The 19,965-nt window shown below is 73.0% G+C and carries 19 protein-coding genes; 8 read left to right on the top strand and 11 right to left on the bottom strand.

Annotated elements, in window-relative coordinates:
* The first annotated feature begins 197 nt into the window (after positions 1-197).
* From ACIRJR_RS17180 to ACIRJR_RS17190, 3 genes are all read left to right on the top strand, one after another.
* The gene (locus tag ACIRJR_RS17180; RefSeq protein WP_403780675.1) at positions 198-1,133 is read left to right on the top strand and encodes a DUF1996 domain-containing protein; all 936 of its coding nucleotides are present in this window, start codon (positions 198-200) and stop codon (positions 1,131-1,133) included.
* 85 nt (positions 1,134-1,218) lie between these two features.
* On the top strand, positions 1,219-1,845 hold the full coding sequence (locus tag ACIRJR_RS17185) for a DUF305 domain-containing protein (protein WP_403780678.1): 627 nt from the start codon (positions 1,219-1,221) through the stop codon (positions 1,843-1,845).
* A gap of 7 nt (positions 1,846-1,852) precedes the next feature.
* The gene (locus ACIRJR_RS17190) at positions 1,853-2,908 is read left to right on the top strand and encodes a LacI family DNA-binding transcriptional regulator (protein ID WP_403780681.1); all 1,056 of its coding nucleotides are present in this window, start codon (positions 1,853-1,855) and stop codon (positions 2,906-2,908) included.
* Between the two features lie 43 nt (positions 2,909-2,951).
* Here the strand turns inward: ACIRJR_RS17190 and ACIRJR_RS17195 are convergent, their stop codons facing one another.
* Both ACIRJR_RS17195 and ACIRJR_RS17200 read right to left on the bottom strand, forming a co-directional pair.
* Entirely contained in the window at positions 2,952-5,240 is a 2,289-nt protein-coding gene (locus ACIRJR_RS17195) for an alkaline phosphatase family protein (protein WP_403780684.1), read from the bottom strand.
* A 102-nt stretch (positions 5,241-5,342) separates the two neighbouring features.
* Entirely contained in the window at positions 5,343-5,759 is a 417-nt protein-coding gene (locus ACIRJR_RS17200) for a hypothetical protein (protein ID WP_403780687.1), read from the bottom strand.
* 173 nt (positions 5,760-5,932) lie between these two features.
* On the opposite strand from ACIRJR_RS17200, the gene ACIRJR_RS17205 reads away from it, so the two are divergent.
* Positions 5,933-6,709: an MBL fold metallo-hydrolase gene (locus tag ACIRJR_RS17205; RefSeq protein ID WP_403780690.1), complete on the top strand. Its 777-nt coding sequence runs from the start codon at positions 5,933-5,935 to the stop codon at positions 6,707-6,709.
* Positions 6,706-7,326, top strand: a complete 621-nt coding sequence (locus tag ACIRJR_RS17210) for a DedA family protein (RefSeq protein WP_403780693.1) — start codon at positions 6,706-6,708, stop codon at positions 7,324-7,326. The genes ACIRJR_RS17205 and ACIRJR_RS17210 overlap by 4 nt, the downstream gene beginning before the upstream one ends.
* A 31-nt stretch (positions 7,327-7,357) precedes the next feature.
* Here the strand turns inward: ACIRJR_RS17210 and ACIRJR_RS17215 are convergent, their stop codons facing one another.
* The 4 genes from ACIRJR_RS17215 to ACIRJR_RS17230 form a co-directional block, all read right to left on the bottom strand.
* Positions 7,358-8,383 carry an MBL fold metallo-hydrolase gene (locus tag ACIRJR_RS17215; protein ID WP_403780696.1) on the bottom strand — a complete coding sequence of 342 codons (1,026 nt, stop codon included), beginning with the start codon at positions 8,381-8,383 and terminating at the stop codon, positions 7,358-7,360.
* Positions 8,384-8,396: 13 nt separating this feature from the next.
* Positions 8,397-9,635, bottom strand: a complete 1,239-nt coding sequence (locus ACIRJR_RS17220; RefSeq protein WP_403780699.1) for a pyridoxal phosphate-dependent aminotransferase — start codon at positions 9,633-9,635, stop codon at positions 8,397-8,399.
* A gap of 117 nt (positions 9,636-9,752) precedes the next feature.
* Positions 9,753-10,607, bottom strand: a complete 855-nt coding sequence (locus ACIRJR_RS17225) for an SMP-30/gluconolactonase/LRE family protein (protein WP_403780702.1) — start codon at positions 10,605-10,607, stop codon at positions 9,753-9,755.
* Positions 10,604-11,377 carry an IclR family transcriptional regulator gene (locus ACIRJR_RS17230; RefSeq protein ID WP_403780705.1) on the bottom strand — a complete coding sequence of 258 codons (774 nt, stop codon included), beginning with the start codon at positions 11,375-11,377 and terminating at the stop codon, positions 10,604-10,606. The genes ACIRJR_RS17225 and ACIRJR_RS17230 overlap by 4 nt, the downstream gene beginning before the upstream one ends.
* A 237-nt stretch (positions 11,378-11,614) precedes the next feature.
* Between ACIRJR_RS17230 and ACIRJR_RS17235 the strand changes: the two genes are divergently transcribed.
* The 3 genes from ACIRJR_RS17235 to ACIRJR_RS17245 all read left to right on the top strand — a co-directional run bounded on the left by ACIRJR_RS17235 (position 11,615) and on the right by ACIRJR_RS17245 (position 14,445).
* A complete protein-coding gene (locus ACIRJR_RS17235; protein ID WP_403780708.1) occupies positions 11,615-13,111 on the top strand; it encodes a bifunctional phosphatase PAP2/diacylglycerol kinase family protein in 1,497 nt (498 codons plus the stop codon).
* Between the two features lie 98 nt (positions 13,112-13,209).
* Complete coding sequence (locus tag ACIRJR_RS17240; RefSeq protein WP_403780711.1) at positions 13,210-14,031, top strand: methyltransferase domain-containing protein; 822 nt, start codon at positions 13,210-13,212, stop codon at positions 14,029-14,031.
* A 60-nt stretch (positions 14,032-14,091) separates the two neighbouring features.
* Positions 14,092-14,445: a VOC family protein gene (locus ACIRJR_RS17245; RefSeq protein WP_403780714.1), complete on the top strand. Its 354-nt coding sequence runs from the start codon at positions 14,092-14,094 to the stop codon at positions 14,443-14,445.
* Between the two features lie 104 nt (positions 14,446-14,549).
* On the opposite strand, the gene ACIRJR_RS17250 is transcribed toward ACIRJR_RS17245, so the two are convergent.
* From ACIRJR_RS17250 to ACIRJR_RS17270, 5 genes are all read right to left on the bottom strand, one after another.
* Positions 14,550-15,467 (bottom strand): arginase family protein, encoded by a 918-nt coding sequence (locus ACIRJR_RS17250; RefSeq protein ID WP_403780717.1) that lies wholly within the window; start codon positions 15,465-15,467, stop codon positions 14,550-14,552.
* 136 nt (positions 15,468-15,603) lie between these two features.
* Positions 15,604-16,050 (bottom strand): hypothetical protein, encoded by a 447-nt coding sequence (locus tag ACIRJR_RS17255; RefSeq protein WP_403780720.1) that lies wholly within the window; start codon positions 16,048-16,050, stop codon positions 15,604-15,606.
* A gap of 482 nt (positions 16,051-16,532) precedes the next feature.
* Positions 16,533-17,624 carry a glutamate--cysteine ligase gene (locus ACIRJR_RS17260; protein ID WP_403780723.1) on the bottom strand — a complete coding sequence of 364 codons (1,092 nt, stop codon included), beginning with the start codon at positions 17,622-17,624 and terminating at the stop codon, positions 16,533-16,535.
* Positions 17,625-17,762: 138 nt separating this feature from the next.
* A complete protein-coding gene (locus tag ACIRJR_RS17265; RefSeq protein ID WP_403780727.1) occupies positions 17,763-17,996 on the bottom strand; it encodes a DUF1049 domain-containing protein in 234 nt (77 codons plus the stop codon).
* A 113-nt stretch (positions 17,997-18,109) separates the two neighbouring features.
* Positions 18,110-19,897 (bottom strand): CocE/NonD family hydrolase, encoded by a 1,788-nt coding sequence (locus tag ACIRJR_RS17270; RefSeq protein WP_403780730.1) that lies wholly within the window; start codon positions 19,895-19,897, stop codon positions 18,110-18,112.
* Positions 19,898-19,965: the final 68 nt, after the last annotated feature.

A 19,965-nucleotide genomic window follows, 5' to 3' on the forward strand; every position in this document is an offset into this window, starting at 1 on the left:
TCTCACCCGCCCCTGCCTTCAGGAGAGCGCTCTCCCGCAACCCACCGCTCCAACTTCGTTCAAAAGGTAGGTAAATGAAGGCACTTCCCACAGTCTTGACATGTCTTGGTCACACTTCTACGTTCACTGAGAGAGCGCTCTCTACCCTGGTCGGACAACCGGCCAGAGGAACCCCACTTCCTCAGAACAGGAGTGCCGTGCTCTTCCTCAAGAGACGCACAAGCGAACGCCGCGGGGGCCGCTCCCTGCCACCTTGGCGCTACCGTGTCGCGGGGCTGGCGGCCGCCGCACTGGCCCTGTCCCTCATCCAGGCCGGCTCGGGCAACGCGGCCGGCGACCGGTCCCCGCGATCCGGGCCGGAGGCAGCCGCCGACGTGGTCAGGGTCGCCGAGTTCCTCGCGGAGTGCCCCTACACGCACCGTGCCCCCGACGACCCGATCGTGCTGCCGAATCTGCCCGGTGCCTCGCACATGCACAGCTTCTTCGGCAACGATTCGACCGACGCCCACTCCGACCTGGCCTCGCTGGAGAAGGCGGGCACCAGCTGCTCGCCCTCGACCGACCTCTCCTCGTACTGGGTTCCCACCCTGTACGACGGCGACAAGGAGGTGGAGCCGACCGGCACCACCTTCTACTACCTCGGCGAGGGGGTGCGGGACGACATCATCCGGACGATCAAGCCGTTCCCCCGCGGGCTGCGCATCGTGGCGGGCAACGCCAAGGCGACCGGTCCCGACGACAACACCATCTCCCGCTGGTCCTGCCTGCACCACGGCGAGGTCAACCCGTCCCACGACTTCGTCAACTGTCCGGCGGGCTCCATGATGGAGAGCTATCTGGACTTCCCGCAGTGCTGGAACGGCACCGATCTCGACTCGGCGGACCACAAGAGCCACATGGCCTATCCGGTCGGCGGGGCGTGCCCCTCGACCCATCCGGTCCCGGTTCCCAAACTGCGCCAGGTGCTGCGCTATCCGGTCAACGGTGACCCGGCACGACTACGGCTCGCCTCGGGGCGCGGTTACACGATGCACGGTGACTTCTTCAACGTGTGGCCCGAGGCCGAGATGGCACAGCGGGTGCGCGACTGCATCAACGCGATCATCAAGTGCGGTGCCGACGGCACTCCCTGACAGCAGCACGTCATCCACCTGTCCGACAGCGCCCGTCCGGCCCGCAGGGCCCGGGCGGGCGCCCCCGCGCAAGGACCACCTGCCGATGGCGGCTCGTCGCATCACCGCAATGCTCCTCCTGCCCGCCCTCCTGACCGCGTGCGCCGGCCAAGGGGAACAACGGGCGGATCCAGGGTCCGGTCCGCCCCGCACGACGGCCGGGCCCGCGCCCTCCGCGGACCCGACGGACGCCGCCTGGGTCCAGTTGATGATTCCGATGGACGAACAGGCCCTTGCCCTCCTGGACCTCGCGGCCCGCAAGGCGACCGACGCACGGCTGCGGTCCTGGGCCGCGGGCCTGCGGACCGCTCAGGCCGCCGAACTGGACGCGCTGCGGGGGCTGAGGAAGCGGATGGGGCTGCCGGACACCGACCTGCACGAGGGACACGACATGCCGGGCATGGTGACGGCCGAGGACCTCGCACGCGCCCGTGCCGCCGAGGGCACCGCGTTCGACGCACTGCTCGTGACCGGGATCCACGGCCATCTGCGCCAGTCGGAGCAGGTCTCGCGCTCCGAAAGGGCCGCCGGGGGCGAGGCGGAGGCCAGGGAGCGGGCGCGGGCCCTGGTGGCCGCGCGCGGGAAGCAACTGGCCGCGCTGACGGCGTTGTGCGCGGGCAGGGCCGCTGACGTGCCGGAACCCTTCGCATGCCCGTCGGATCACCCGGTATAAAGACTCCATGACTGCCGACGTCTCACCGCCCGTACGCCCCGCCACCTTGGAGGACGTGGCCGCGGTGGCGGGCGTCTCCCGGGCCACCGTGTCCCGCGTGATCAACGGCGCGACCACGGTGGACCCGGCCCTGCGTCGCGTGGTGGAGGAAGCGGTGGCCGCCACGGGCTACGTCCCCAACCGTGCGGCGCGTTCGCTCGTGACCCGGCGGACCGACTCGGTCGCCCTGGTCGTGTCCGAGCGCGAACGCCGCCCGGTGTCCGAGCCGTTCATAGGCCGGATGTTCTCCGACCCCCACTTCGGGCGCGTGGTCGCCGGGCTGATGGACGTACTGCGCCCCGCCGGCATCCAGATGGTGCTGATGCTGGCCGACGACGAGGCGTCCCGCGGGCAGTTGCTGTCGTACCTGCGCCAGGGGCACGTCGACGGGGTCGTGCTGATCTCCTCGCACGCCGACGACCCGCTGCCCGGCCTGCTCCACGACACACGGCTGCCCGCCGTGCTGGCGGGCCGTCCCCGTCTGCACTCGCCCCTCACCTACGTCGAGGCGGACCAGCGGGCCGGGGCCCAGATGGCCGCCGAGCATCTGGCGGCCCTGGGGAGGCGGCGCATCGGGACGGTGGCGGGCCCGCAGGACATGCCCGCGGGGCAGGTGCGCCTGACCGGCTTCCTGGACGCGCTCGAACAGCACGGCATCGGGGACGTGGTGACCGCGGAGGGCGGCTTCACCCACGCCGGCGGCGCTTCGGCCATGCGGCAGCTGCTGCGTGAACGGCCTGATCTGGACGGAGTGTTCATCGCATCCGACCTCATGGCGCTGGGCGCTCTGCCGGTACTCCTGCGGGCGGGCAGGGAGGTGCCCGGGGACGTGGCCGTGGTGGGCTTCGACGACAGCAACGCGGCCGTGGCGTGCGATCCGCCGCTGACGACCGTGCGTCAGCCGGTGGAGGAGATGGCGTCCGAGATGGCCCGGCTCCTCCTGAAACAGATCGGCAAGCCCGGTGACGGGCCGGCACCGTCCGTGGTCTTCCATCCGACGCTGGTGCGTCGCGCGTCCGCCTGACGCACGGCGCCGTTCACACGTGCGGGCCGGGCACGGCGCCCGTTCACACGTGCGGGCCGGGTGCGGCGTCGTCGGGGCCGGTGAGGGAGCGGAGCGGTTCGGCCGCACGGACCGGCCCGTCGGTGCGGACCGGCTCACCGGTGGTCTCGGCGTCGGCGCCCTCGATCGGAGAGGACTCGTCGAGGTAGGGCCCGTCCGCGCGCACCGCCCCGGCGGCCCCCTCCTGCTGGAGCGGCACCTGAGGCCCGGAGAGCTCCCGCAGCCAGCGCGCCAGCACCCGGTGCACGGCCTCCGCCCCCACCGGGCCGGCCGGAGGCACCCCCGCGGGACCGGCCGGAGAAGTGCCCCGCGGCGCCTCCGCCGCCATGGCGTCGAGCGGGTCCGTCAGCGTCCGGGGCCAGAGCAGGAACGGCCGTGACTGCTCGCCGCCGAGCCCGCCGTGCGAGCCGATCTGCTCCTCGAAGGCGTGCACCTGGCCGGTCTCGGGGTCGTACATCGAGTTGACCATGACATCCGCTACGTGCGGGAAGGTGTCCGTACGCCGCACCGCGTCCGCCGCGCCGGCCCCGAAGACGGCGATCGGCCCTTCCCCGTCCGTCAGCTCGGACACCGGGACCTGCGCCCCGTCCCGTCCGAGCACCACCGAGCCGTGCTTCTCGCTCCGTACGAGCAGGAAGCCGATCCCGGGATGGGCGGCCAGCGTGCCGAGCAGGGCCGGGTAGCGGCGGTCGAGCTGCTCCCGCGAGGCCCGTCCCTCTATGTCCGGGAACGACAGCAGCCCCAGGTTCCCCGAGGCCAGCACGACGGGGTCGGAGGCTTTGGGGTGTTCCGCGTCCCGCTCCCCCGCGACCGGCCTGTGCAGCGCGATGCGGACGGCGTCCCGGGCCTCGGAGGCACTGCGGGTGCGCTGCGCCCGGCGGGGTACGGGCAGTCCGCAGCCGGCCCGTACGAGGTCCTTGAGCGTGAGGCCGTACCGCCCCGCGAAGGTCTCGCCGGGGCTCTGCCCGTGGTCGGACAGCAGCACGATCCGGTAGCCGCGCGGGGTGTGGTCGGCGATCTTCATGATGAGGCCGAGCGAACGGTCGAGGCGTGAGAGGACCTTCTCGGCGTCCCTGCTGTGCGGCCCGGAGTGGTGGGCCACCTCGTCGTAGGCGACCAGGTCGGCGTAGACGGCGGTGCGCCCCGCGAACATGTCACCGATCACCGCCGCGACCACCACGTCGCGTTCCACGACGGTCGCGAACGCCCTGATGAAGGGGTAGAGCCCGCCGCGCTTCACCCGGGGGGACTCCTTCCGCACCCGTGCGCGGACCGACTGGCCGATCTCGCGGCCCACCTCGGCGACGAAGGACAGGGCGGTGCGGACGGCGTTGGCCGGGTCGGAGAAGTAGGCGAAGTAGCCGGCCCGGGAGCGGCTCCCCTTGCCCAGCCGGGCGGCCATCGACAGGACCAGGGCGAGCTGGTCGGCTCCGCCGCTGAAGAGGTTGCCCCGGCTGGCTCCGTCGACGGTGAGCAGGCCGCCGTCATGGGTGCGGGCGATGGCCCTGCGCTGGAGTTCGAGGGCGCTCGCCGGTCTGCTGGAGACCATGGCGGTGCCGGTCTCCTTCTCGAACCAGCGGAACGCCGGGACGTCGAAGTTGCTGCCGTGCAGGATGCCGAGCTGGCTCGCGCCGGTCTGGCTGGACCAGTCGGTCGTCCACGGGGTGAGCCGGTGGCCCGCCTCGTCGGCGAGCAGACCGGCCACGGTCGGCATGAGGCCGTCGGCCGCGGCCTGTTCCAGGACGTCGTGGCCCACGCCGTCGAGCTGGACGAACACGATGCCGGGCGCGCCGCCTCGCCCTCCGTCGGCGCTCAGCGGCGTACCGCTGCGTCTGCGGCGCCGGTCGGCGAGCCGGGAGAGCCTGCGCCGGTAGGCGTCGTCGTCGCGCACCGCGAGAGCGGTGGAGGTCGCGGAGGCCACGGCGGACATGACGGCCGCCACGACGACGGCGGTCTCCGGAGCGGCGTCCCCCCGCCCGTCCGGGATGAGGCGCAGGGCGATCAGCAGCAGTGAGCCGTTCAGGAAGAAGACCAGGGCGCCCAGCACGAGCGCGGGCACGATCAGCAGCGCTCTGACGAGCACGGGCCACACCAGGGCGGAGAGCAGACCGAAGGCCCCCGCGCCCCAGGCAGCGGTGAACGCGGTCCTCGTGACGGTGTCGCCGTCGTCGGCCTGGAGCTGGAAGTCGGGCAGGATCCCCGCGAGTGCCAGCAGGGTGAGGGTGGAGACGGCCCACACCGAGACCACACGTATGAGGGTTCCCCCCGCCGCACGCCATCGCCCGTCACTCACGCCGTTCCACCTCACGTCCGGGCCCGGTGCTCGTCATGGGCCCGCATCAAGCCTTTCACAGCCCTTTCGGGACCTTTCGGGCCCCCGGTCGCTCCGCGGGGGTCAGCAGCCGTCGTACCCCGCGGTCGGCATGGAGAGCCTGCGGTGGACGCTCGCCTTCGTGCGCGCCGTGTAGACGGGCTCCTCCAGGCCGGCGAACTCCAGACGGACGCCACGGCGCTCGCACTCCGCGGCGAAGTCCCCCGCAGAGGAGAGCGCCCGCGCGAGCACCCGGTCGTTGGGCGCCACGAACACCTCGACCTGCCCGCCCTCGGCGGCCGGCCACAGGGCGCGATGGTCGGGGCGCAGCCCGTAGACGCGGAGCTGGCGGGTGACGACGTATCCCCGGTCCGCGGCCCAGCGGGCGCACATGGCGTGCTGGCTGCGGGTGTCGACGAGGAAGGGGTCGCCGTCGAGCTCTTCCAGCGGTGTGAGACTGGCGATGGCCGCCACCCGTACGTCCGCGACGACGTCGCCCATGAACGGATCCCCCCGTACTCGGATACTGGCCCCGACCCTACCCCTGCCGTAGCACTCCGTAACCGTCCGCAGCCGTGCCGGAACCGGCGTGAAGGAGCACGCGGGGATGGGACGGGTGCGGAGCGCCTACCCTCGTACGGGAACGGCGCAGCCACGGATGAGGAGGCGGGGCGGTGGAGGTCACCTGGTGGGGTCATGCCACCTGCACGATCGAGGACACCGGGGTCCGGGTACTGACCGACCCGTTGTTCGCGCGGCGTTTCGCGCACCTGCGCCGCCGCCGGGGCGAGGTCCCGCCTCCGGAGGCCGCGGTCGCCGACGCGGTGCTGATCTCCCACCTGCACTCCGACCATCTGCATCTCCCCTCCCTGGCCCGTCTCGTCCCCGGCAGCCTGCTGATCGTGCCCCGAGGCGCCGTCGGGGCCGTTCCCGGCCTCCGGCGGCTGCGCCGGGTCCGCGGGCTGCGCGTCACCGAGGTCGGGCCCGGGGACGTCGTACGGGTCGGCGAGGTCCTGGTCCGCGCGGTCCCCGCCCTGCACGACGGACGCCGCCTGCCGGTCGGCCCGCACCGGGTGCCCGCCCTCGGGTACGTCGTCGAGGGTGAGGCCCGTACCTACTTCGCCGGGGACACCGGCCTGTTCGACGACATGGCCGAGGTGGTCGGGCCGGTGGACGTCGCGCTGCTGCCGGTCGGCGGCTGGGGGCCCAATCTGGGCCACCACCATCTGGACGCGACCCGCGCGGCGCAGGTGCTGACGATGCTGGAGCCGCGCTCGGCGGTCCCCGTGCACTACGGCACGTACTGGCCGATCGGGATGGACGGGGTCCGGCCGCACGAGTTCCACTCGCCGGGCGACGAGTTCGTGCGGCAGGCGGCGCGGGTGGCACCGGAAGTGGCGGTGCACCGGCTGGGGCACGGCGAGCATGTGAGACCGGAGGCCCGTAGGTGATAGACGAGGTCCTGCGGCAGCTGCCGACGGAGTCGACGCAGCAGGCCGTCGGCTACCCGACGCTGTTCCTGCTCGTGGCGGTGGGGGCGTTGGTGCCGGTGGTGCCGACGGGGGCGCTGGTGAGCACGGCTGCCGTGGTGACGTTGCACCAGACGTCACCGTTCGCCCTGCTCGTGGTCTTCGCCGTGGCGTCCTGCGCGGCGTTCCTCGGGGACATATGCCTCTACTGGCTGGGGCAGCGCGGTGTGCGGTCCAGGAACGGTTCGAAGTGGCTGGAGGCGATCACCCGCCGGGCCGCCCCGGAGCGGCTGGCGCAGGCGCAGAGGAAGCTGGACGAGCACGACACGATGGTGCTGGTGCTGTCCCGGCTGGTACCGGCCGGGCGCATACCGGTGATGCTGGCCTGTCTGCTCGGCAGGATGCCGCTGAAGCAGTTCGCCCGTGGCGACGTGCCCGCCTGTCTGGCCTGGGCGGCGACGTACCAGCTGATCGGGATCCTGGGCGGCTCGCTGTTCGCCGAGCCGTGGGAGGGCGTGCTCGCGGCGGTGGTGCTGACGCTGCTGATCAGCGGGACTCCGGCGCTCTGGCGGCGGCTCCGGGCGCGCATGGCCGGCTGAGGGGCCGGTGCGCGGGCGGGACACGGCCGGGTCAGGCTTCCAGGACACGTGAGCCGCCGACCGGCAGGTCCCAGAGGTCGGCGCGCGGGTGTCCGGCGCGCTGCCAGGCGGTACGGAGCCGGGTCAGCGGTTCGAGCACCGGTTCGGCGGAGAGCACGAACGTCGCCCAGTGCATCGGGGCCATGGCGCGGGCCCCGAGATCCTCGTACGCCTGCACGGCCTCTTCGGGGTCGGTGTGCACGTCCGAGAGCCACCAGCGCGGTTCGTACGCCCCGATCGGCAGGATGGCCAGGTCCAGGCCCGGATAGCGGCGGCCGATCTCCTCGAACCAGTGGCCGTAGCCGGTGTCCCCCGCGAAGTAGAGCCGCCGCCCCCGTGCGTCGCCGAGCACCCAGCCACCCCAGAGGGACCGGCAGGTGTCCAGGAGGGTGCGCTTGGACCAGTGGTGGGAGGGGACGAAGTCGAAGCGGACCCCGCCCAGTTCCGCCGATTCCCACCAGTCGAGCTCGGTGACGCAGGTGAAGCGGCGGCGCCGGCACCAGCGGCCGAGGCCCGCGGGGACGAGGAGGGGGGTGTCCCTGGGGAGCCTGCGGAGCGTGGGGGCGTCGAGGTGGTCGTAGTGGTTGTGGCTGATCAGCACCGCGTCGATGTGCGGCAGTTCCTCCCAGGGGACACCGACGGGGGTGATCCTCGCGGGGGTGCCGAGGATGCGCCGCGACCAGACCGGGTCCGTGAGGACCGTGAGTCCGCCGATGCGGACGATCCAGCTGGCGTGTCCGGCCCAGGTGACGGCCATGGTGTCCGTGCCGACGACGGGCAGCGGCTGGGGTGCGTACGGCAGCCGGTGGATCCCGCGGAGCCCCTCGGCATTGGGCCGGAGGGCGCGCTCCCTGGCCAGACGGGTCATGCCCCTGACACCCGGGAGCGGGGCGGTGAGCCGGTCGGCGAAGGTGCGGGGCCAGGTCCGGAGCTCGCCGAGACGGCGCGGCGCGGTGGCGGGACGCCCCGGAGGCGCGTGGCCGGCTCCGGCGAGCGGACGCTCGGTCTGTTCCGTCATCGAGAGGCTCCTGTCATCGGAGTTCATCGAGGGCTGCTGCGAAAATGCTCAGTGCTCGGGCGACATGGGGCAATTTCAAGGGCTCCACCGCAGTGAGGGACTCCATCTGCTGCTCCGGGGTTGAGCCGAGCAGCGGTCCGGTGCTCAGCCGCACCCGCAGCGCGCCCAGTTCGTCACCGAAGCGGTGTCCCCCGGGAGCGGGGGCGCCGAGCCGCTTCGTCAGGTACTCCTCCAGCTCCATGGAGTCCGCGACGCCCCGGGCGGCCAGCCGGGTGCGCAGCGGGCCGAGGTCGGCGTAGAGATGGCGTCCGGCCTGCGGGGGCCTGGCCAGTGCGCCGGCGGTGAGCACCGCCCGGTGCGCCGCGGAGGCCACCTGGGCCTGGAGGCGGGCCGCCTGCCGGATCCTGGCCGTGACGGCCTCGGGTTCGCCCAGTGCGTGGGCGGCGGCCCTGGCGACCGGTTCCGCGACGAGGGCGCCGAGCGCGGTGAGGACGTCGAGCACCCGGGCGCGGCGCGCGGCGGCAGGCCCGGTGGCCGGGAAGCGCGCGACGGCGACCGGCCATGCGGACGGGGTGAGCGCCCCCGCGAGGTCGGACAGGACGGTGACGTCGTCGGGACACATCTCGGCGGGGCTCAGCAGGACGGTGTCGTGCGGCCGGTGCAGGGTGTCGCGCCAGGTCTCGTCGCTGACGATGTGCAGCCCTTCGGAGACCGCGGCCTCACACGTCTCACGCACGAGTTCCGGCGGTGCGAGGGTCGCGGTCGGGTCGTCGGCCACGGAGAGCAGGAGCAACCGGGGCCTGCCGCCCTCGGCACGCACCCTGCGTACGGTCTCCAGCAGGGCGTACGGGTCCGGGATGCCGCCGCACTCGGCGGGCGTCGGCACATGGTAGGCGGGCCTGCCCAGCAGCCGGGCCTGCGGCATCCACGCGGCGGGGCAGGGCCGCGGCATGAGCACATCGCCGCCGTGCGCGGCGATCAGCGCGAGGATCAGGGGCTGGGCGCCGGGGGCCGCCGCGACGCCCTCGGGGCCCCCGTGCAGGCCCCGACGCCCCCAGTAGCCGCAGGCCGCCTCCCGCAGGATCGTTCCGCCACCCGGCGGCTCGGGGTGGGTACGCGCGGCGGACGCGGCCAGCACGCCGACGAGTTCGGGCAGAGCCGGCAGACCGGGGTCCGGGGCGGGCGGCCCGTACCGTACCGGGCCGTGGTCCTCCCCGAGGGGGTGGGGCCGCGTCCGCTCACTCCCGTGCATCCCGGGGCCTCCCTCCGCCTGCGTAGCCCTCAGGGCCCTTTATACGGAGGTTCCCCGGGGTCCGCCCGCGCACCGGCTCCGGAAGGCGGCAGAAATACGCATCGCGTCCCCGGGCGCTCATCCGGCGAACGGCGCCCCCGGCAGTCCCTGCCCCGCGTCCGGCAGGACGAGCAGGGAGCCCGACAGCGGATGGGGGGCCTCCAGGCCCGTCCGGGCGGTGGAGACGTACAGGTCGCGCAGACCGGGCCCGCCGAAGGCGCACGCCGTGGGCCGCCGGACCGGCAGCTCCACGACCCTGTCCAGCCGGCCGTCGGGGGTGTAGCGCCGCACCGCCGCACCGTCCCAGAAGGCGACCCACACACAGCCCTCGGCGTCCACCGTCAGCCCGTCCGGCCACCCGGGACCCTGCTCGACGGCGGCGAAGAGGCGCCGGTTCAGGACGCGCTCCCCTTCCACGTCGAAGACGTCGACGCGCCGCGTGGGGGTGTCGACGTAGTACATCAGCCGGCCGTCCGGGCTCCATCCGGTGCCGTTGCTGACCGTCACCGTCTCCTGGACACGGCTCACCGTGCCGTCCGGGGCTATGCGGGACAGGGTGCCGCCCCCGTCCGCCTCGTCGTAGCGCATGGTGCCCGCCCAGAGCGCGCCGTCCTGGGCCACGGCCGCGTCGTTTCCGCGCCGCCCGGGTACGGGTTCGTGGACCAGCCAGGAGAAGGCGCCGTCGGCGTCGTACAGACCCGTGCCGTCCCTCAGGACGACCACCAGGCCGCCTCCGGCCCGCGGCTTCGCCGCCCCCACGTGCTGGCCGGTGGCCATGACCGTACGGCGGCCGGTCGAGGGGTCGTAGGTGTGGACGCGGGCGGAGAGGATGTCGACCCAGATCAGCCGCCCCGCGGCGGGGTCCCAGGTAGGCCCTTCCCCCAGTTCCGCGTGCTCGCGCACGGCGACGTCCACCCCGGGGAACGGGCTCATATCTGACTCCGGTGGTGTCCCAGCCGGCCGGACAGCGCGTCGGCGCCGCCCGCGGCGAGCTGCGCGAGTTCCGCCTCGCGCTCCTCGCTCCAGCGGATCATCGGCACGGAGATGGAGAGCGCGGCGACGACCCTCCCGGACCGGTCCCGGACGGGCGCGGCCACACAGCTCACATCGGGATTCGACTCCCGGTGCTCGACCGCTATGCCCCGCTTGCGTACGACGGCGAGCGCGGCCCGCAGCTCCGCGGGGTCGGTGAGGCTGTTGTCGGTCATGGCGATGAGCTCGCGCCCGTCGAGGCGGGCGTCGAGCTCCGCCTCCGGAAGCGCGGCGAGCAGCAGCTTGCCGACGGAGGTGCAGTGGGCGGGCAGCTTGCGGCCGGCGGCCGAGACCATGCGGACGGCGTGGGTGGAGTCCACCTTGGCGATGTAGATCACCTCGGCGTCCTCCAGGATCGCCACGTGGACGGTCTCGCCGCAGGTCTCGGCGACCTCACGGGCGACCTGCTGGCCCTCGGCCGCGAGGTCGAGCTGTTCGGCGTAGCGGCTGCCCAGCTGGTAGGTGCGCACGCCCAGCCGGTAGCGGCCCGGCTGCTCGGGGACCGTCACCAGGTAGGACCGTGCGGCGAGCGTGGTGAGCAGTTCGTGGACAGTGGTCCGCGGCAGTTGGAGCCCGCGCGTGACCTCGGGGGCGGAAAGGGTTCCCTCGCCCTGGAGGAAGAGTTCGAGAACATCCAGCGCCCTGGTCACCGCAGGGACGAGTCGCCCCATGATCGCCCGCCAATCTCGTTCGACACTCCGGCCAATGGCCGGAATCACGAACGCAGGCTAACGGCAGGGAACTTGTCCGGGCAATGTCCACGGCACCACGGAACGGGCCCCAGGGTGGCAAATCGTGACAATCTGCGTGATTCGATCGCAACCCTTTCCAGCTCCGGCCGGAATTGGACCGAGCGTCTTCCGCGCGCCTCCTGGTTCACCGCCCGGTCGCAGGGTATTCGCTGTCCCATGTCGACAACCAGCAGTCTCCCGTCCCCCGGCCCCTTGCGGGCCTGGTTCCACCAGCGCGATCTCGCCGTGTTCCAGCGTGTGGCCGAAAGACACTGGCCCGGCGCCGAGCCCGTCCTGCCACGGCTGAGCCGCAGCGCCAACCACGGCCTGCTGTGGTTCGGGGCCGCCGCGGGGATGGCGGCGCTGGGCTCCAGCGCGCGGTCCCGCAGGGCGGCACTGCGCGGGGTGGCCTCACTGGCCGTGGCCTCGGCCGCGATCAACACCGTGGGCAAGGGGGCCGTCCGCAGGGAGCGCCCGATAGTGGACCTGGTTCCGGTCATAAGGCAGCTGAAGCGCCAGCCGTTCACCACCTCCTTCCCGTCAGGGCACGCGGCGTCCGCCGCGGCCTTCGCGACGGGTGTCGCCCTGGAGTCGAAGGGCTGGGGAGCGGTCGTCGCCCCGGTCGCCCTGGCCGTGGCCGCGTCACGCGTCTACACCGGCGTCCACTATCCGAGCGATGTCGTGGCCGGTGCGGCGCTCGGCGTGGGAGCGGCGTTCGCCCTGCGCGGCGTCGTACCGACCCGTGGACAGCTGCCCGCCCCCGGCCGGCCGCCCGCAGAGGCCCCGGCCCTGCCGGCCGGCCAGGATCTGGTGGTGGTCGTCAACCGGGAGTCCGGCTCCGCGACCGCGGCGGCGGCCATGATCCGCGACGCGCTTCCGCTCGCGGAGACGGTGGAGTGCGCACCCGCCGACCTGTCGGGATGCATGGAGAAGGCCGCACGACAGGGCAAGGCGCTGGGCGTGTGCGGGGGCGACGGCACCGTCAACATGGCCGCGGCCGTCGCGGCGACCCACGGCCTGCCGCTCGCCGTGTTCCCCGGCGGCACCCTCAACCACTTCGCCTACGACCTCGGCATCGAGACCGTGCACGACACCGTCACGGCCCTGACCGCCGGCGACGCGGTCCGCGTCGACCTGGGCCGCTTCCGGCCGGGCCCGCAGGGACCGGGCGGGGCGCACGGATACTTCCTCAACGCCTTCAGCCTGGGTGTGTACCCGGAGCTGGTACGGACCCGCGAGCACTGGGCGCCGAGGATCGGCGGCTGGCCCGCGGGCGTGCTCGCGGCCTTCGAGGCACTGCGCGGCGCCCGCCCTCTGACCGCCGAACTCCAGGGCAGGCGGCGGCCGTTGTGGCTCCTCTTCGTCGGCAACGGACTGTTCCAGCGGGTGGGGCCCGCACCGGGCCGCCGGCACAACCTGGCGGACGGCCTGCTGGACGTACGCGTGGTCCACGGCGGCCGGACCCCCGGACTCCGACTGCTCGCCGCGGCGATCGCCGGGCCGCTCACCCGGTCACCCGTCCATGCGGCCGTACGGCGCCGCAGGGTCCGGCTCGCCGGTCTCACGCCGGGCACTCCGTATGCCTACGACGGCGAAGTCGCGCACTCCGGAAAGGAGTTGCTGATCGACAAGCTGCCCGAGGCGCTGACGGTGTACTGCCCGATGCCGGTGTAGGTCTGTCCACATCACAAGACGCCCATCTCAGAATCCGACATCGCGACGTACCTTTGGCCCATCGCCCGCGACTGAGGTCCGAGAGAGGACGTACGGCCATGCCGAAGGAAACCGCCGTCTACACACACGGCCACCACGAGTCGGTTCTGCGCTCGCACCAGTGGCGGACCGCCGCCAACTCGGCCGCCTATCTCATCGCCGAACTCCGACCGGGCCAGGCGGTTCTGGACGTCGGCTGCGGACCGGGCACCATCACCGCGGACATCGCCGCGCTGGTGGCGCCCGGCCGGGTGACGGCGGTCGACACCAGCCGCGGCGTCCTGGACCGCGCGGCGGACACCTTCGCCGAACGCGGTCTGGAGAACGTGGAGTTCACCGTGGCGGACGTCCATTACCTGGACTTCCCCGACGACTCCTTCGACATCGTCCACGCCCACCAGGTCCTCCAGCACGTGGGTGACCCGGTGCAGGCGCTGCGCGAGATGGGGCGCGTCTGCCGGCCCGGCGGCGTGGTCGCGGTCCGCGACAGCGACTACGCGGCGATGACCTGGTACCCGGAGGTGCCCGGGATGCCGGAGTGGCTGGAGCTGTACCGCCGGGTGGCCCGCGCCAACGGCGGTGAGCCCGACGCCGGCCGCCGGCTGCTGTCCTGGGCCCAGCAGGCAGGCTTCACCGACATCACCCCGACTGCGGCCGCCTGGTGCTTCGCCACCCCGGAGAACCGCGCGTGGTGGAGCGGGCTGTGGGCGGACCGCACGACCGCCTCGGCGTACGCGAAGCTGGCGGTGGACGGCGGGCACGCGAGCCCGGAGCAGCTGACGGCGGCCTCGGAGGCCTGGCGCGCCTGGGGCGAGGAGCCCGACGCCTGGTTCATGGTGCCGCACGGCGAGCTGCTCTGCCGGGTCCCGTCCCGGGTCTGATCCAGGGGTCGCAGCAGGAACCGATCACATCGCGCCGGGTCGGCAACTACCCTCGTGGGCATGGAGATCCTGGGAACCACGCTGCGAATCTGCGTCGACGACCTGGAGGCCTCGGTGGCCTTCTACGAGGGGCTGACCAGCACTCCGGCGCTGCGCTTCGAACGCGGTGGGGTCTCGGTGGCCGCCATCGGCTGCTTTCTGCTGATGAGCGGCCCCGAGTCGGAGCTGGAGGTGCTGCGCAAGGTGTCGGCGACGATCGCGGTCAAGGACGTCGACGAGGCCAACGCGGCGCTGACCAGGGTGGGTGCGACGGTCATCGCGGGCCCGGTGCCCACCCCCGTGGGCCGCAACCTCATCGCCCTGCACCCGGACGGCTCGGTCTTCGAGTACGTCGACCGGAACGCGTCCGCCTGACGGTGGCCGGCCGGAGCCGGGGCCCGCTCACCTCGTGGACGTGGACGGGCAGGTCCGGCCTGGCCGGTGTGGTTCGGGCGCCGACGGGAGCGCCGACCGGACGGTCACCCGGCCGGTGTCTCCGGCCCCTCCTCGGCGAAGGCGTCGACGACGAGGTCGGCGAGGAGGGCGCCGGCCGTGCCCTCGGGGTCCAGGTCGGGGTCGTAGATCGTGACGTTGAGCCCCACGCAGCGGGGTGACCGCACGAGGGTGCGCAGCAGCGTGGCGAGTTCATCGGGGAACAGACCGCCGTCGTCCGGGCTGTCGACGGCGGGCATGACGCTCGGGTCGAGCACGTCGGCGTCCAGATGGACCCAGAAGCCGTCGAGGACGGGGACTTCCAGGGTCTGCACGACGGCACGCGCGATGTCCGCCGGCCCCCATTCCCTGATCTCCCCCACAGTGGCGTTGGAGATCCTCAGGGCGGTCATCTCGGCGCGGTCCTCGTCGCCGTCACGCATGCCGAAGAGGCGGATGTCCTCGTCCTTGAGATAGGGCCGCAGCCCTTCCAGGTCGGTGAGGCCGGCCTGACCCCGCCCGGTGGAGAGCGCCAGCTCCTCCCCGCCCGCGGCACCGATCCGGTCGCTGTTGCCCGGGTGCCTGAAGTCCGCCGACCCGTCGATGGCGGCGAGCCCGTACCGGCCGATGCGCCGCAGGGCGAGAGCGGCGCCCAGCTGGATGGAGCAGTCGCCGCCGAGGACGACCGGGAACTCACCCGCCCTGACGTGCCCTTCGATGCGGTCGGCGAGCGTCCGGGTGTAGCGGGCGATGGCTTCGGCGTTGAAGACGCCGTCGCCCTCCTGCCAGTCACCCAGGTCGTAGCGCGGCGGCACGACGACACCGCCCTCCAGTGCCCCGAGCCGCTGCACGACGCGCTGCTCACGGAGTGCGCCGGCGAGTTTGTAGCAGCCGGGGACGGTGCCGGGGGCGGGGGGCCGGAGCCCGAGATTCGACGGGGCGTCAAGCACGACACGAGTACGCATACGGCCATCCTCACCGCCCTGGCCGGAGGATGTCTCCCCTTTTCCGGGAGTTCGCGGATGCTGGACACGCTGCCCCACGGCTGCGGGGGATCCCAGGACCGTCCGCGGACCGGAACGATCCGGCTCGCCGCCGTGATCAGCTCGCGGCAGGTACGCGCTCCGCGCGGAGCGACACGGTGGCGAGGAAGGGGCCGTCGCCGCCGAGCCGGAGCATCGGGGGCAGGCTGTCGCCGAGGGCGTCCGAAACCTCGGCGGCCGGGTGGCCGAAGAGGTTGACGCCGCGGAGGACGACTGGACAGGCAGACGGCCCGGTGAGCGTGAAGGGGTCGCGGGTGAGGCTGATGCCGGCAAGGCCACGGGTGTCCTGGTACCGGCCGCGGCGGTCCGCGGTGTCGCCGTATGCCTCGAGCGTCAGGCCCCGGTACTGCGCACCGAAGGCCCAGCGGGCACCACAGACCCAGCCGTCGCGAACGTCCGCGACGGTGGCGACGGCCCACTGGGCGGTGCGCTCGTCCATGCCGAGGCGGAGGGTGCCGGCACCGCCGGGGAGCCGGAGACCGACTTCGGGGAGCAACTCGAACATGCGGAGATGGTCCCGACGAACGGCACCGCGCCACAAGCGGAAAACGACGACCACCTCGGTTCGCGGACCTCGTGGCAGCCGCCACCACTGCCCTCGTCGCGGGCGCGCCCACAGCCGTCGCGCCTCCACGGATGCCTGCCGTCGAGCGATGGGGAGACCCGAAGTCCCGCCGGGGAACCAGACCGCCGGGCGAGCCGCCGGAGTCCGCTCTTCGCGTACCGCGGGCCGATCGCCGCGGCCGGGCCGGGCGTGAGCGTCCGGCCCGGGAAGGAGCCCAGGCCGCGGCCGAGGGCCTTCGCCGTGTTCGCCGGATCGGCACCGGGCCTGGAGGTGCTCGTGGCGCCGCCCGGACCGCCGCCGGAGCCGGACGATCCGCCGGTGCGGCCGCCGGTGTCCGTGCCGGGCGTCTGTCCGAGGCGGTCGACGTGCAGTCCTCGGGCGCATCGCCGGGTGGCCGTGCGGCCGGCGGGCCCCGCGCCGGGTCAGCCGCCGAGCGTCCTGGCGGCGCACTCGGTGACGACGGTCCGGAGGCTGTCCGAGTCCGCGAGCAGGTCACGCTGGACCCGGGAGCCCGTTCCCCGCTTCAGCACCGTGTGCAGCGCCTTCTCGGCCTCCACGAGGTCCCCGCTGTCCTCCAAGGCGTCACCCACGTGGGTGAGCAGCGCGTGCGCGACGTCCGCCGCGGGCTCGGGCCGCAGGGTGAGCGGATGGATCAGCCGCCCCTCCAGACCCGAGCGAGCGGCCTGCCAGGAAGCCATCCGCAGCACACTCACCGACGTGGGGTCCGGTGAGCCGCCGGCCCGCCAGGCGCGTGACGCCGTTTCGACCAGACCGCGTACGAGCGTGGCGAGCAGCACGGTGTCGGCCGGGTCCAGGCAGACGTCCGCCACCCTGACCTCCACGGTGGGGTAGCGGTGCGAGAGGCGCGCGTCGAAGTAGATCATCCCCTTGTCGCGCAGGACTCCCGTGTCGACCATCGTCCGGACCTGCTCGTGGTAGCGGTCCGCGGAGCCGAACACCTCCACCGGGCCGGCCGAGGGCCAGCGGCCCCAGACCCTGCTGCGGTAGCCGTCGTACCCCGTGTCCTGGCCGTGCCAGAAGGGGGAGTTCGCACTCAGGGCCAGCAGGACCGGCAGCCACGGCCGCACCCGGTCCAGTACGGCGACGCCCTCCTCGTCCGACTCCACCGACACATGCACATGGCAGCCACAGGTCAGCTGCTCCTGCGCGGTCAGGCCGAAGCGCTCCGCCAGCCAGCGGTACCGCTCGTCCTCCCCGATGGAGGGGCCGACCGGCATCGGAGAGGTGGCGAGAGCGGCCACGGCGGCGCCCACCTCCGACGCGCTGCGGGCCGCCTCGGCCCGCCAGCGGCGTATCTCCTCGGCCAGGTCCGCCATCACCTCGCGCGGCTCGGTGCCGAACTCCAGCTGCTGGTCGTGCAGTTCCGACTCGAAGACGGAGTCGCCCTCGGCCCGGCGTTCCGCCAGGGCCAGCACCGCCGTCGACAGCGTCCGGGGGTCGCCGCTCTCCGCGTCGACGAGCAGGAGCTCTTCCTCGACTCCGACAGTCCGCACGTCCGTGTCCTCTCCGCCGCCGCCCGGCACGCCCGTGGCGGGTGATGACCCGCGCGTACCCCCGGCGCCACCGTTCAGGCGGGAAGCCGGGTGCGGACCGGGCCCGGGGAGCGGCGTCGAGGGAGCGCGGACGGCGGATTACCGGGCGGCACGCCTGCGGAAGAGATAGGCCCCGCAGAGCCCGCCGGCCACGAAGACCCCCAGCAGAGCCGCCCAGAGCGGCATGGTGACCTTGGGGATGATGACGCGGATGGTGACGTCCCCGGTGTTCACGCAGATGAAGACGATCGTCAGCACCGCCAGCACGGTGACGGCGATCCGGGCCGGCGTGAAGGCACTCGTGTTACCGCTGGATACGTCCTTGGGGCTCATGAGCCGCCCTCCCTGGGTCCTGGTGCCGAGGCCGGGGAACGGCGGTCCCCGGACCTCAGGATGACTCCGTCCCGGGTCCGGGGAGCTGTGGAGCAGGGCCGTTCGGGTGAGGGTCAGCCGACCACGGGGAGTTCCAGGACGCCGGTGTCCTGGGGGGCGCTGACGACGGTGACCGGTTTGACGCCTCGGTTGCCGAAGTACGCCGTGTCACTCCCGGCGATCACGAACCGCAGCCGGTGCCCGGCCTCGTACCGGTGCACGATGCCGGGCAGCTCGACGGTGAAGGGGCGGGTGACGTCGGGGACGCGCACCGGGGCGACCAGGCGGTTGACCAGTTCCTGGGTCCCGTCGGGTGCCACGTCGTACACCTTCGCGAAGAGGACGAGCTTGTCCGCGGCGTCGCCGCTGTCCTGGACCCGCTCCGCCTTGGGCGAGACGACCTTCAGGGTCGCCTTCGGCGCGCCGACGACATCGACGGGGTCCGTCAGCGGGGCGCTGGTCCAGCCGAGGTGGGTGCCCTTGGTGTCGTACGGCGCGGGGTCGGGGAGCCCGATGATTCCGGCGAGGGAGCTCTCCGAGTGGCTGGTCGGCAGGAGCCAGTTGGTGTACTGGCGGCTGCCACGGGTGACCTCCGAACGGCTGTCCACCAGTGCGCCGTCACCGGACAGGTACATCGTGCGGGACGCCCCGGGGACGGCGGCGGCCGTCCCGTAGCCGCTCGCCCAGTCGCGGTAGTAGGCGAACTCGGGTCCGGTGGAGGTGTCCTCGTCGTGGTGGAGGTAGCGGTCGAACCAGGCGAGGATCCGCTGCCCGACGTAACTGGTCTCCAGATTGCCCGTGGAGAGGTCGAGTTCGCCGGGCACCTGCCCGCCGCTGTGGCCCCAGGCCTGCCAGATCATCTTCGTCGTGGTGCCCTGGGCCTTCAGCGCGCGGTAGCTGGCCGTGGCCTCGTTGAGGTCGAACAGGCTGTCGGCCTGCCCCTGGACGAGCAGCGTGGGCGCGGTGACACCTGACAGGTAGGAGGCCGGTGAGACGCTCCGCGCGTACGTGAGCATCTCCTGGGTCGCGGCGGCGGGGTAGCGGCCGGAGTTCAGGAGGCGGATGGTGTCGCACGCCTTCGCGGCGAAGTGCAGGCAGCCGAGGCTGCCGAACCGCGACGGGTCGAGGCTCGGGACCAGCAGGGGCTGGCCCTCGCCCATCAGGTAGAAGCCGTTGGTCCACTGCCACTTGAAGACACCGGGCGTGCCGGAGGAGACCCCCCGGGCCGCCCCGGTGCTGTTGGGGGCGAGCGAGTACGCCAGGTCGTTCCAGGTGATCAGAGGGACGAGTGCGTCCACCCGGTGGTCGGCGGACGCGGTCGCCATCTGGATGGCCCCGCCGTACGAGCCGCCGATCATCCCGACCACCGGGTCGCCCGGTGCGTCCGAGGTCACGTAGTCGGCCTTGGTCCCGTCGTCGGCGGCGCGTGTGCCGGCGAGGAAGTCGATGAGCCCGGAGGCCGCCTTGCCGTCGATCGCGGGGTCGTCGAGCGTGATGAGGCAGCCGGACTTCCCGAAGCCCAGGCCGGAGTAGACGAGGGAGACGTATCCGCGTTCGGCGAAGGACCTGCCGATGACGTCGGTGGAGCCGTCGTCCTTGCTGCCGCCGAAGCCGTTGGTGGCGAGGACGGCCGGGGCCGGGTGCCGCGCGTCGGCTCCGGCCGGGCGGTAGAGGTCGGCGTCGACGGTGCAGGACCTGTCGCCGGCCCGCACGGTGAACTCCAATGGGGTGACGGTGTACTGGTCCGCCGCCGACGCGGACGGAGTGGCCGTCAGGGCCAGCGGGGCGAGCAGCGCCGCCCCGGTGAGCAGGGTGAGCGGACGGCGGAACCTGGACACAGCACGCGACACATGGGCCTCCACACCGAGGACACATTACCGACCGGTAAGTACCGGGCCAGGCCCATGCTGTGACACAGGTCATACCGATG

Origin of the sequence: Streptomyces sp. NPDC102402, from assembly GCF_044765765.1 — a bacterium.
In the GTDB taxonomy this organism is placed as follows: domain Bacteria; phylum Actinomycetota; class Actinomycetes; order Streptomycetales; family Streptomycetaceae; genus Streptomyces.